Consider the following 12,963-nt stretch of genomic DNA (forward strand, 5'->3'; position numbering starts at 1 on the left):
TTGTATTGATAATCTCTATAATAATGTCGTTTATGTATTGAGAAGAAATGAACTATTTATGCAACATGATGATTTATAATGATAATTCATTATTTTATATTCGAAATGAAAGCTTTGAATAGCATAGGATTTTCCTATTTATACTCTATTGAGAATGAATCAATCAAAATCGCTTACTTATACATTGTAAGCAGGCTGGTGTGTAAGTACGATTTAAAAAAAGAATTAAAATACTTTTTAAGAACGCAATGCTATTTGGGAAGATTAAGGTATATTATTTCCATCGACCAGAAAGCAAGTCGGTTTTTAGATCTATTTTCCCAGTGAGTCTTGCTTTGTAGACACCATAATTCTCCATGACACGCATCACGTAATTCCGTGTTTCTGTATAAGGAATGCGCTCAATCCAATCAATGACGTTATCGAGAGATTTTCCTCGAGGATCGCCATAACGTTTTATCCATTCATTAACTCGACGGGGGCCCGCATTATAACCAATAAGCGTTAGGATATAGGATCCATTAAAACGTTCCAATTGTTCATTGAGAAAGTGGGCGCCTAATGTTGCGTTATAATGAGCATCACTGCTGAGTTTTTTAGGAGACCATGCTATTGAGTATTTTTTTGCTAGTGCTTTTGCTGTTGTAGGAAGTAATTGGAGTATACCTTGTGCACCTGCTTTTGATATGGCTGTTGGATTAAATTCACTTTCTTGGCGTGCAATGGCATAGATAAGCGATTTTTCTTCTACAGAAATATGAGCAGAAGCTGGTATGGCTCCCAAAGGATGAGAAAGTGCTCCAACATTTTTACCTTGAAAAGCAGCCATTTTTCCGATTTTTAGGCTGGTATAATAGTCACCATTTTTTTCTGCCATAACAGTCAGAAGAGCTAATTCACCGGGGCTTTCTATATTTTTTCCGAGTTCTCTATAAAAAATTTTAGCAAAATCAGCATAGCCGGCTTCTTCAAGACGTTGAATTGCTTTGATAGCTTTTCGTGCACTAAAATGTTGTCGCTCAGCGTTTGTTGGTTTAGGAAAAGAAATGTTAAGCTTTTTTTGATTGAGTCGTGCAGCGGCTAGTTGACCATAATAAGTTGCACCAAAATGAGCTGCGCGATGAAAGTAATACTGGGCATTTTTATGTTCGCCTAGCGCTTCTGCTGCTCGCCCCATCCAGTAATATCCACGTGATGCAAAAAAAGGTAAAGGAGATAGTTGAGGAATACGTGAAAAATGGTGCATTGCCAATTTAGGATTATGAAGAAACCGTAGTGCGTACCATCCGGCATGAAACTCAGCATCAACTGCTAATGCAGATACTATACTAGTGTTAGTATGCATTGCAACAAGTTGATAAGCGATTTTGGGTTTGTTTAAATCGAGCATTTCGCGAGAAAGGGCACGTTGTTCTTTCCACAATGAATGAGGGTTCATAAGACGAAATGCATCTTTTGGTGTTTTCATCATAAGTTCTGCAGCTACATCATATTGCTCTGTTCGCCGAAGATAGCGCATTCGAGAAAACTGAAAGAGTGGGTCTTTTTGCCATGTTTTCTCTACAGCTTGTAATTTTTGTGTGGCTCTAGGATCATTTTTTTCGACAGCCACAAAAGCATTAAAAAGAGATTGAGCATGGGCTAATTTTGCAACACGCTCTGCTGAATCAAAACGGTGCGCATATAGCATAAATTGCATGCGTTTTAAATGATCAATAGGTTTTAAGGCCGCTTTTGCATTTTTAAGGACAAACATTTCTTCTTTTGCATTAAGCTGTGCTTTATGCCACCACGGTGCAATAACGTGTTGAGCACGAGTGGTTTGTCCTGTTGCAATAAGTGCTTTAGCGAAAAGAGCCATACCTTGTGCTGTTCGGGGTGGATGATGAGAAAATTTTTGAAGGATTGCGTGTGTGACGTTGGTTTCGTTAAGAAAAGCACGCTCAGCATTGCGTTGCATTGTTTCTATACCAGGCCATCCTTTTAGCATGTTGATTGCATTAAATATTTCAGCGCTTGGTATATTAGCTTGGTTTGATATCCCCAGCGCCCATGTTAAAATATGATGGTCAAGGCTATGTTTTTCCATTGAATTACGCAGGTTTATTGTTTTTGCAATATTGTTGTTTGCAAGGGCCTCTAACCCAGCTTTTAGTTGTTTGAGTGTTGCAGTATTGTGTGATGTCGTGTGTATCTGTTGAAGAGGTTTTTGAGCTTCTTTTTTTGCGGACGAGGAGGCAGGACGCGCCAAAGGGATAGGCGTTTCCCCATGTAAAAGAGGTGTTTGTGCATATGCACTTGAAAATAAAATTCTTATTGCCAGTATAAATGCAGTAAAGGTTGATACGAAAAGAGAGGTGAAAAATACACGCATAGAGAAAAGACCTTGAGACCTTGCTTTTGTAAAAACTTAAGGATTTATAGAACACAAGCATGAAAAACGCGTTAATATAGACTGCCTGTTTTAAAGAAATGTTCAAAATTTAAGGAGAGACATGGTCATCTTATGAGAGCTTTTTTTAAAATTCATCTTGCTTCAATGATAGAGCAAGATTATGTTCTATTTAAATTTATAAAGGCGATTGTTAAAAAAATATAAAGCGAACATTATAGGGAGTTTATCATGCTCAAGGGAGCTATAACTGCGCTTATTACACCGTTTGATCAGAAGGGAGCAATTGATGAGAGAGCGTTTTGTGATTTTGTTGAATGGCAGATTAGACAAGGGGTCAACGGCGTAAGTCCTGTTGGGACAACAGGTGAATCAGCAACTTTAAGTCATGAAGAACATAAGCGAATTATAGCATTGTGTGTTGAGCAGGTCGCAAAGCGTGTTCCTGTTATTGCCGGAGCAGGGTCCAATAGCACAAGTGAGGCTATAGAGCTTGCACAATACGCACAAAAAGCTGGAGCAGATGCGGTTTTAGTCGTCACTCCTTATTATAATAGACCAAATCAGTCTGGTTTATACAAGCATTTTTCTTCTATTGCTAAAGCTGTTTCTATTCCGATTATAATTTATAATATTCCTGGTCGTTCTGTTATCGATATGGCAGTGGAAACGATGAGAGATCTTTATCAAGATTTTAAAAATATCGTTGGTGTTAAGGATGCAACAAGTAGAATGGAGCGCGTTAGTGAACAACGTGAAAAATGTGGCAAGGATTTTGTACAGCTTTCCGGTGATGATTGTACAGCGTTAGGTTTTAATGCACATGGAGGTGTGGGGTGTATTTCTGTTTGCTCCAATGTTGCTCCTAAGCTTTGTGCAGAACTTCAAGCCGCTTGTTTTCGTGGTGATTATAAAACGGCACGAGAATTAAATGATCGCTTAATGCCTCTCAATCGTGCTGTGTTTATTGAACCTAGCCCGGCAGGTATTAAATATGCTGCTGCAAAATTAGGGTTTTGTGGTGATACTGTGCGTTCACCGATTGTTTCATTAACAGAAAGTACAAAAAAGATTATTGATGCAGCTCTCAGTCATGCTGGTCTTTTTAAAGCATAAAATAATATTGACAAAACCATGAATAAAAAAAAGAATGCGCTCGTACGAAAAATAATTGCTGACAATCGTAAAGCACGTTTTAATTTTGAGATTATCAATAATCTTGAGGTGGGACTTGTTCTGCATGGAGCGGAAGTTAAGTCTTTACGTTCCAATCATGCTAATATTGCTGAAAGCTACGCTAGTTTTGAACATGGGGAATTATGGTTAGTCAACAGCTATATTCCTGAATATACGAAGGCTAATCGTTTTAATCATGAACCGCGACGTTTGCGTAAATTATTACTTTCAAAACGTGAGATGGCACGTTTTTTTAATGCAACATCCCGTGAAGGAATGACACTTATTCCTCTCAAACTTTATTTTAATGAACGTGGGCGCGTTAAGTTAGAGATTGCTCTAGCACGTGGGAAAAAACTTCATGATAAGCGCGAAACGGAAAAAAAACGTGATTGGGAGCGTGAAAAAGCAAGATTTTTAAAAAAATATGGATGATCGATTTGGGCTATGCTTTATTTATTTAGCATTGATCTAAATATGTTTTAGCTGCTTGAAAAATTTGGTGAAACATAGCGTCTGTCAAGCGACCAGTGTTCGTATTATAACGAGAACAGTGATAGCTTGAAAAGATGCGTAATCTGCCAATATTATTGATTTTGCCATGTCCAAAAGGGTGAGCTAAAACTTTTGCATTAAGAGCCCGTATGGTTGAATGGTGTGCAATGGCGCCCAAGGTAATAACGGCTTTAAGTTTTGGAAGATTTGTTAAAAGAGGCGAAAAGAAAGAGCGGCACGTATTAATTTCTGTACCGGTGGGTTTATTTTCTGGTGGAACACAACGAACAGAGTTAACGATTGCAGCATCAATCAGTTCAAGATTATCATCTGCTCTTTCCTCAAAGGTTCCTTGGGCAAATCCGAATTTTTTCAAAGTAGAATAAAGTAAGTGCCCAGCATAATCACCCGTGAATGGACGTCCAGTTCGGTTGGCTCCGCGTAATCCAGGAGCAAGACCAACAATGAGAAGACGCGTTGTGTCTGCTCCTTTATAAGGAAAAAAAGGGCGTACCGGTGCGTTATGCCAACTTGGTTCTTTTATACGCCAGTCAGTGATAAATTGATGGAGCCTAGGGCACAAATTGCAATTTTGGGGTGGCTCTGGGCAAAGCGATGTGAATGGGCTATTCATGGCGTTAGGGATCAATTTTTTATTCTTTTGAGTCTTTTATGGCGTATCTGATGGATCATGTTTTGATAAACAATCTAGAATATAAATAAACTGTTTTAGAAGAAAGCTTAATATAAACTTATAACTAATTATAATGTAACAAGAGATACTCTTTCAGTCATTTATTCGATGAATTAAGAGTGCGAGATATATAATGTTCAAAGAAAGAATTCCATTTTTCATAAATTTATAATCATAAAAATAAAAAGTATGCATAAGGCTGTTGTTATTGGAAAGAACTCTTAAGAGCCAGCATTTTTTTTAAAGGATCAAGACTCTAATGAGATATTTTGTCAAGAAACATCTTCCTTTGCTTGAATCCAATCTATTGGAATGCTTTTAAGGGCAACTTTGATAACGAACATAAATAGGATATACATTTTTTATAAAGTTTCCAAGAATTTTCTTCAAATAAGTTCTTTAAGCAAAAAATTGAAAGCTTGTATTGTTTTTCTTGTGTTTTATTCTGATTATTGTATATACTCCACTTATCCACTATTAAGTTTTTTTTTATGAGAGAGGCATAAATGGCCCGCGTAACGGTAGAAGATTGTATTGATAAAGTTGATAACCGCTTTGAATTAGTCCTTTTAGCAGGTCATCGGGCACGTCAGATTTCACAAGGCGCGCAGATTACCGTTAATCGTGATAATGATAAAAATCCAGTTGTTGCTTTGCGTGAAATAGCAGAAGAAACATTATCGCCCGCTGATTTAAAAGAAGATCTTATTCATTCGCTGCAAAAACATGTAGAAGTGGATGAGCCAGAAATAGCAAGTGAATTTATTACCCATTCAAGTAAAACTGAAAGTGTTTTTAATACATCATCGCAAGAAGAAGGAATTTCTTTTGATCATATGTCAGAAGAAGAGCTTTTAGCGGGTATCGAAGGTTTGGTTGTTCCAGAAAAAAATGACGATTATTAATTGCATTGGTTGATATTACGAGGGGCAAGATACCTTGTTATGTGAGGGGAGTTATTTTTCTTATCTTTTATTGATAAGATGTTCTCAATAAGGATTAGAGGTGTGAAAAGATAAAGGATGTGTTTGTATGATGCGTCAGTGTGAGCTTGTTAGGCGTGTTCAGCATTACAAGTCTGACGTAGATGAAGCTCTTTTAAACAGAGCTTATGATTATGCAATGAGAAAGCATGCACATCAAAAGCGTGCGTCAGGTGATCTTTATTTTTCTCATCCTTTAGAAGTTGCTGCTATTTTAACAGATATGCGGTTAGACGAAGCAACGATTGCTGTTGCTCTTTTGCATGATACAATTGAAGATACAAGTGCTACGCGAGCAGAAATTGATCAGCTTTTTGGTTCTGAAATTGGGAAGTTGGTTGAAGGGCTTACAAAGCTTAATAAGCTTGATCTTGTATCAAAGAAAGCTGTACAGGCAGAAAATCTTCGTAAACTACTTATTGCCATTTCTGATGATGTTCGTGTTCTTTTAGTTAAACTTGCGGACCGTCTTCATAATATGCGTACTCTGGGCGTTATGCGTGACGATAAACGTCGACGAATTGCTGAGGAGACAATGGATATTTATGCGCCACTTGCGGGTCGTATGGGTATGCAGGATATGCGCGAGGAATTAGAGGATCTCTCTTTCTTTTATTTAAATCCAGAAGGTCATCGTACGATTACCAATCGACTTTCCGAATTATTGAATCACAACCGTGATTTGCTTTTCACAATTGAAAATGAGTTGACAAAACTTTTTTTGGAAAATGGCATTAAAGCAGATGTTAAAAGCCGTCAGAAAAAAACGTATTCAGTTTTTCGCAAAATGGAAAGTAAAGCATTATCTTTTGAACAGCTATCGGATATTTTTGGATTTCGTGTGATTGTTGAATCCGTGAATGATTGTTATCGTGCTCTTGGTGTCATTCATACGACATGGCCGATGGTTCCTGGTCGTTTTAAAGATTATATCTCTATACCAAAGCAAAATGATTATCGTTCTATTCATACAACCATTGTGGGGCCTTCGAGACAACGGGTTGAATTGCAAATTAGAACGGCTGCTATGAATGAAGTTGCTGAATATGGAGTTGCCGCCCATTCCATATATAAAGAACAAGGTTCCAATTATTCGACTTTGAAATTATCAAGTGAAACGAATGCCTATGCATGGCTGCGTCAAACGATACAATCTTTATCTGATGGAGATAATCCGGAAGAGTTTTTAGAACATACAAAACTTGAGCTTTTTCAAGACCAAGTTTTTTGTTTTACCCCAAAAGGTCGATTAATTGCTTTTCCTAAAGGCGCTACGCCTATTGATTTTGCTTATGCAGTCCATACAGACATCGGTGATTCTTGTGTGGGGGTAAAAATCAATGGTCGTATTATGCCTTTAATGACTAAATTAAAAAATGGTGACGAAGTTGATATTATCCGTTCACATGCACAAATTCCGCCAGCTGCGTGGGAATTTCTTGTTGTCACAGGTAAAGCACGTTCAGCTATTCGACGCGCAAGCCGAGCTGCGGTACGTAAGCAATATTCGGGTTTGGGATATCGTATTCTTGAGCGTTCGTTTGAATATATGGGAAAACAATTTTCAAAAGATGTTTTGAAGAAAGTTTTGCCGCGTTTGGCACGTAAAGATGTAGAGGACGTATTGGCTGCTGTTGGGCGTGGAGAACTGTTTTCCGCTGATGTGATTAAAGCGGTTTATCCTGATTATCAAGAGCGTGTAGTACAAAAGCCATCTTTCAAGCCTGGGGAAGAAGGGTGGTTTAATATTGAAAATGCTCAAGGTATGATTTTTAAAGTTCCAGAAAATGAAAAGGATACAATAATCGAAAATCATCAATCTAAAGCATTACCTATTCGAGGAACGCGTGGAGATATACCCGTACGTTTTTCACCAGAAGGGGCTGTGCCTGGAGATCGAATTGTTGGTATTATGCAACCAGGCGCGGGAATCGTTATTTATCCAATACAGTCTTCAGCTTTGATGGCGTATGATGATCAACCAGAAAGATGGATTGATGTCCGCTGGGATATTGATGCCCAAATGAATGAACGTTTTCCTGCACGGATGAATATTTTGGCTGTAAATCGTCCTGGTTCTTTAGCTAAAATTACGCAAATAATTTCTACTAACGATGCCAATATCCAAAATTTGTCTTTTATCCGTACAGCACCAGATTTTACAGAAATTATGATTGATTTGGAAGTTTGGGATTTAAAACATTTGAATCGTATTTTTTCTCAGTTAAAAGAGGCAGGTTCAGTAAGTACAGTACGGCGAGTTCATGGATAAAAGAAAGATTTTGCAATGAATACACAAGATGTCATTGATATTTTTAAACAAGCAGATGCTATTCTAGAAGGACATTTTATTTTAACATCGGGGCGCCATAGTGCGATTTATATGCAAAAGGCGAAAGTATTTATGCATGCTGATTTGACGGAAAAGTTATGTCGTGGATTGGCGGAAAAAATCAAAGAATCTATCGAGGAAAACATTGATTATGTTGTTGGTCCCGCAATTGGCGGTCTTATTCCTTCGTATGAGACTGCGCGTCACCTTGGTGTTCCTTCTCTTTGGGTAGAGCGCGTAAATGGCATCTTTGAATTGCGTCGTTTTGAAATCAAGAAGGGTGCACGGGTTATTATTGTCGAAGATATTGTGACAACAGGTCTTTCCATTCGTGAGACCGTTGAGGCGCTTGTTGCAGCAAGAGCAGAGGTATTGGCTAGTGCATGTATCATTGATCGTTCTGGTGGTAAGGTCAATGTTGGGGTTCCATTGATTGCGCTTGCTGAATACGAGATAGCCTCTTATGCGAGTGATGCACTTCCAGCAGAGCTTTCTGTTCTTCCAGCGATTAAACCAGGCAGTCGAAATATTTAATTGTCTTTCTATTTTTTTTGATGCAAAAGCTTAAAAAGATTAATTTAGATGATATAGATTATTTCATCTTTAAGCGATGTATATTGGAGTTATATGCTTTTTCGTCGTCGAGAACCAATAGATTTTGTAACGCGTATTCGACTTTGGTTATGGCCAAGTCGTTCATTTTCTCGTTCATTTTGCTACATATATAAACGTATTTTGCGTATATCAGCAACACCGCATGAAGTTGCATTAGGGGTTGCTGTTGGCATTTTTTTAGCTTGTTCCCCTTTCTTTGGGTTGCATATTATTTTGGCAATATTTTTTTCTTGGCTTTTGCGTGCAAATTTTGCTGCCGCAATCATTGGTACGGTTTTTTCTAATCCACTCACATTTTTATTAATTGTAATGGCTGATTATAAAGTAGGGTATTTTTGTTTATCGTTTTTTAGCGATATCAATGAGATTTCTCTTTCTCAAATTCGTGCTCTGTTTAATGGTTTAACAGTGTCAAATTTTTCTCTTCTTTTTAAAGGTGCATGGGACACAATTATGAGACCTATGATTTTAGGTGGAACTCTTTTAGGTGTTGTTTTTGGTGGTTTGTCTTATGTAGGTGTTTATAGAGCAACGATTCGTTTTAAACATAAACGGTATCAAAAGATTATAAAAAAAAAGCGTTTAAAGAATCGTTCATCGTAGGAAAGATCGGATGATATAATATCTTATGATTGTTGGTCTTGGAAATGATTTGGTTGATATACGACGTATCGAGAGAATGTTGGTTCGTTATGGTGAGCGTTTTATCCAACGTATTTTTACGGATATCGAAAGGAATAGGTCTGAAAATCTCAAAAAAAGTTCTTCTTCTTATGCAAAAAGATTTGCTGCTAAAGAAGCATGTGTTAAAGCCTTAGGAACGGGAATTGCCTGTGGTATCAATTGGAAAGACATGGGGGTTGTTAATCTGCCATCTGGTAAACCAGTAATGCAATTAACAAATCGTGCACAACTGCAACTTCAAAAGTTATTACCTCCTCATCATGATGCAGCTATCCACCTCAGCATAACAGATGATTTTCCTTGGGCTCAGGCCTTTATTATTATCGAAGCACTTCCACGTGGATAGATATTGTAAGAGATTGTGCTTTTGTTATTTGAATATTATGATGAAAAAAAGTTATATTTGTGATGAGAAGGCAATGCGATGATAATCCCAAAAGATACAGTGCATACAAAAGAAAAAAAAGGTGGGATTCTTGAATTTATTTCTGTTTTAATTCAGGCTCTGCTTTTAGCAGCGTTTATCCGAACATTTTTGTTTCAGCCGTTTAGTATTCCTTCCGGTTCGATGCGTCCTACTTTATTGGTGGGAGATTATCTGTTTGTTTCTAAGTATGCATATGGGTATTCTCGTTTTTCCATCCCCTTTTCTCCTCCCATTTTTTCTGGACGCATTTGGGCATCTCAACCTCAACGTGGAGATGTGGTCGTTTTTCGTTTACCAAGTAATCCGAATATTGATTATATAAAACGTGTTATTGGACTACCAGGTGATCGTATCCAAGTTCGTCAAAGTGTTCTTTATATTAATGGAGAGGCTGTTTCACGTCACTTTATGGGTAAGGTTAACAATTCTGATATAACAGAGGTTGATTATCCTGTTAAGGTTTATCTGGAAACACTGCCTAACGGTGTTAGATATGATACACTTGATTTAGATTTCATTCCAAAAGTTGATGATACAAAAGTCTTTGAAGTTCCTCAAGGACATTATTTTGTGATGGGAGATAACCGTGACAATTCAGATGATAGTCGTTTAGATGTAGGCTATGTTCCAGAAGAAAATCTTATTGGCCGCGCGAGTGTAATTTTCTTTTCTATCAGTAATGGTTCAAGTGCTTGGAAGATTTGGCGCTGGCCATATGATGTGCGTTGGAGCCGTTTGTTTTCTGTCATAAATACGGTTCGTGTTTTACCGTTTATCAAGCAAGGAAACAACGATGAAATGTCTAATGATTGATCAGCTTTTCAAGTTGACTGGGCATCGTTTTAAAGATGAAGAGAGATTGAAAAGGGCATTAACACACTCGAGTGTACAAGATTCAGAACAAGGGAATTATGAACGATTAGAGTTTCTAGGGGATCGGGTTTTAGGACTTTTGATTGCAGAGATGTTGTATCAACTTTTCCCTCAGGCAAGTGAAGGTGAGTTATCAGTCCGTTTGAATCATCTGGTTAATGCGCAGACATGTGCTGAAATTGCACGCGAAATGAGGCTACCCGATATGATCCGTGTTGGTTTTGAGATGAAAAATTTCGAGGGGCGTCGACTCACTAATATGCATGCAGATGTTGTGGAAGCTTTGATTGCTGTAATGTATCTCGATGGAGGATTGGAAAGCGTTCGCCCTTTTATTCAAAGATATTGGCAAATTCGGGCAAAGAAAATGGATGCTGATCGACGTGATGCCAAGACAGAATTACAGGAATGGGCGCATATCCAAGGAAATGCACAACCACATTATCAGGTTATAAAACGTTCAGGTCCAGATCACGATCCTGTTTTTATGGTAGAGGTTAGTATTTCAGGTTTTGCTTCAGAGATTGGACAGGGAAGCTCTAAACGGTGTGCCGAAAGAATGGCGGCTGAAAAGATTTTACGACGAGAGGGTGTATGGAAAACAGTGGGAAAAAATGATCATGAATAACGTAATGAAAACGCGTTCTGGGTTTGTTGTGTTTATTGGGATGCCTAATGCTGGTAAATCAACATTGGTTAATCAATTGGTTGGAACAAAGATTTCAATTGTAACGCATAAGGTACAAACAACACGCACTTTAATTCGCGGTATTGTTATTCATGATAATGTGCAAATTGTGTTGGTCGATACACCAGGTGTTTTTCGCCCCCATAAACGGTTAGAATGTGCCATGGTATCTGCTGCTTGGGGAGGTACTAAGCGTGCTGATGTCTTGCTTGTTTTAATTGACGCTCAAAGTGGCCTTTCGGATGAAGTGTATATGATGTTAGATATTGTAAAGAATATGAAACAAGAAAAGATTCTTGTTCTTAATAAGATTGATACAATTGTTAAGTCATCTCTTTTAGCATTAACTACTAAAGTAAATGAACGTGTGGAATTTGCGCAAACATTTATGATTTCTGCTCTAAACGGTTCTGGTTGCAAGGATTTGCTTCATGCACTCAGTGCAATGATGCCGGAGGGGCCGTGGTATTATCCGGAGGATCAAGTTTCAGATATGCCTATGCGTCATCTTGCTGCTGAAATTACGCGTGAAAAACTTTTTCTTCGTCTTCATGATGAACTTCCTTATTCTTCAACAGTTGAAACAGAAAGCTGGGAAGAACGTTCAGATGGTTCTGTCAAAATTAATCAAGTTATTTATATTGAGCGTGAGAGTCAGAAGAAGATTGTTTTAGGAGCAAAAGGCGATACAATTAAAGCGATTGGTCAAGCAGCTCGCAAGGATCTCATGGAAATTATGAATCAAAAGGTTCATCTTTTTCTCTTTGTGAAAGTGCGTGATAATTGGGATAATGATCCAGAACGTTATCGCGAAATGGGATTGGATTTTTAAAAATAAGCTTTAAAAAATAATTAAAATAAAATGAAGTGGAAAGAACAAGGCTTTATTCTTGGTACACGCCAATATGGTGAGACAAGTGTTATTCTTGAGATTATGACACGTGAACGCGGTCGTTATATGGGAGTGGTAAAAGGGGGGCGTTCGCGGCGTATGGCAGCTCTTCTTCAACCTGGAAATTTTGTTGAGGCTGAATGGTGGGCACGTTTAGAAGAACATTTGGGACTTTTTCGGCTTGAAGCTCTTGATTTACATGCAGCACGATTAATCTGTTTACCAGGAGCACTTTATGTTTTGCAAGTGATCACTTTTCATTTACGGTCTCTTCCTGAGCGTGATCCCCATCCCGTTTTATATGATATTTTACACCTTTTTATGCAGAACTTTGAGGAACTATTTGTCAGTGCGGAATTGCTGGTACGTTTTGAAATGCGGCTTCTTGAAGAACTTGGTTTTGGTCTTGATTTATCTTGTTGTGCTGCAACAGGTAGTCAGGAAAGGCTTCATTACGTATCGCCAAAATCTGGACGGGCAGTTTGTAAAGAAGCAGGGGAACCTTGGAAAAAAAGGCTCCTCATTCTGCCACAATTTCTTGTGCAAAGAGCAATTCGTCCTACAGATTTTAGTGACATAATCAATGGTTTTATACTAACAGGCTTTTTTCTTATGCGTTATGTTTGGGAGCCACGAGATATAAGGCAGCCGTCAGTGCGTGTGAATTTTATAGAATTGTTTAAGCGTCGATTTGGTATGTAAGCGCTAATTT

Annotated in this window: 13 protein-coding genes; 11 read left to right on the forward strand and 2 right to left on the reverse strand. The window is 38.0% G+C overall.

Annotation, left to right across the window (positions count from 1 at the left end):
- Positions 1 to 274 precede the first annotated feature (274 nt).
- Positions 275 to 2,374: a lytic transglycosylase domain-containing protein gene (locus MCY_RS03715; RefSeq protein WP_007347035.1), complete on the reverse strand. Its 2,100-nt coding sequence runs from the start codon at positions 2,372 to 2,374 to the stop codon at positions 275 to 277.
- Positions 2,375 to 2,623: 249 nt separating this feature from the next.
- Between MCY_RS03715 and dapA the strand changes: the two genes are divergently transcribed.
- Positions 2,624 to 3,508 carry a 4-hydroxy-tetrahydrodipicolinate synthase gene (gene dapA, locus MCY_RS03720; RefSeq protein ID WP_007347036.1) on the forward strand — a complete coding sequence of 295 codons (885 nt, stop codon included), beginning with the start codon at positions 2,624 to 2,626 and terminating at the stop codon, positions 3,506 to 3,508.
- Between the two features lie 18 nt (positions 3,509 to 3,526).
- Positions 3,527 to 4,003 (forward strand): SsrA-binding protein SmpB, encoded by a 477-nt coding sequence (gene smpB / locus MCY_RS03725; RefSeq protein ID WP_007347037.1) that lies wholly within the window; start codon positions 3,527 to 3,529, stop codon positions 4,001 to 4,003.
- Between the two features lie 25 nt (positions 4,004 to 4,028).
- On the opposite strand, the gene MCY_RS03730 is transcribed toward smpB, so the two are convergent.
- The gene (locus tag MCY_RS03730) at positions 4,029 to 4,697 is read right to left on the reverse strand and encodes a uracil-DNA glycosylase (protein WP_007347038.1); all 669 of its coding nucleotides are present in this window, start codon (positions 4,695 to 4,697) and stop codon (positions 4,029 to 4,031) included.
- 566 nt (positions 4,698 to 5,263) lie between these two features.
- Here MCY_RS03730 and rpoZ point away from each other — a divergent pair.
- The 9 genes from rpoZ (at position 5,264) to recO (ending at position 12,953) form a co-directional block, all read left to right on the forward strand.
- Positions 5,264 to 5,662 carry a DNA-directed RNA polymerase subunit omega gene (gene rpoZ / locus MCY_RS03735; protein ID WP_007347039.1) on the forward strand — a complete coding sequence of 133 codons (399 nt, stop codon included), beginning with the start codon at positions 5,264 to 5,266 and terminating at the stop codon, positions 5,660 to 5,662.
- Positions 5,663 to 5,789: 127 nt separating this feature from the next.
- Positions 5,790 to 8,012: a RelA/SpoT family protein gene (locus MCY_RS03740; RefSeq protein WP_007347040.1), complete on the forward strand. Its 2,223-nt coding sequence runs from the start codon at positions 5,790 to 5,792 to the stop codon at positions 8,010 to 8,012.
- Positions 8,013 to 8,027: 15 nt separating this feature from the next.
- Positions 8,028 to 8,606: an orotate phosphoribosyltransferase gene (gene pyrE / locus MCY_RS03745; protein WP_007347041.1), complete on the forward strand. Its 579-nt coding sequence runs from the start codon at positions 8,028 to 8,030 to the stop codon at positions 8,604 to 8,606.
- 93 nt (positions 8,607 to 8,699) lie between these two features.
- Positions 8,700 to 9,290: a DUF2062 domain-containing protein gene (locus tag MCY_RS03750; protein WP_007347042.1), complete on the forward strand. Its 591-nt coding sequence runs from the start codon at positions 8,700 to 8,702 to the stop codon at positions 9,288 to 9,290.
- A 25-nt stretch (positions 9,291 to 9,315) separates the two neighbouring features.
- Entirely contained in the window at positions 9,316 to 9,717 is a 402-nt protein-coding gene (gene acpS / locus MCY_RS03755; protein WP_007347043.1) for a holo-ACP synthase, read from the forward strand.
- A 78-nt stretch (positions 9,718 to 9,795) separates the two neighbouring features.
- Positions 9,796 to 10,611 carry a signal peptidase I gene (gene lepB, locus MCY_RS03760; protein ID WP_007347044.1) on the forward strand — a complete coding sequence of 272 codons (816 nt, stop codon included), beginning with the start codon at positions 9,796 to 9,798 and terminating at the stop codon, positions 10,609 to 10,611.
- A complete protein-coding gene (rnc, locus tag MCY_RS03765; protein ID WP_007347045.1) occupies positions 10,592 to 11,299 on the forward strand; it encodes a ribonuclease III in 708 nt (235 codons plus the stop codon). The genes lepB and rnc overlap by 20 nt, the downstream gene beginning before the upstream one ends.
- The gene (era, locus tag MCY_RS03770; RefSeq protein ID WP_007347046.1) at positions 11,292 to 12,191 is read left to right on the forward strand and encodes a GTPase Era; all 900 of its coding nucleotides are present in this window, start codon (positions 11,292 to 11,294) and stop codon (positions 12,189 to 12,191) included. Before rnc ends, era begins: the two co-directional genes overlap by 8 nt.
- Positions 12,192 to 12,221: 30 nt before the next feature.
- Entirely contained in the window at positions 12,222 to 12,953 is a 732-nt protein-coding gene (recO, locus tag MCY_RS03775) for a DNA repair protein RecO (protein ID WP_007347047.1), read from the forward strand.
- Positions 12,954 to 12,963 lie beyond the last annotated feature (10 nt).

Origin of the sequence: Bartonella rattimassiliensis 15908 (genome assembly GCF_000278215.1) — a bacterium.
GTDB lineage: Bacteria > Pseudomonadota > Alphaproteobacteria > Rhizobiales > Rhizobiaceae > Bartonella > Bartonella rattimassiliensis.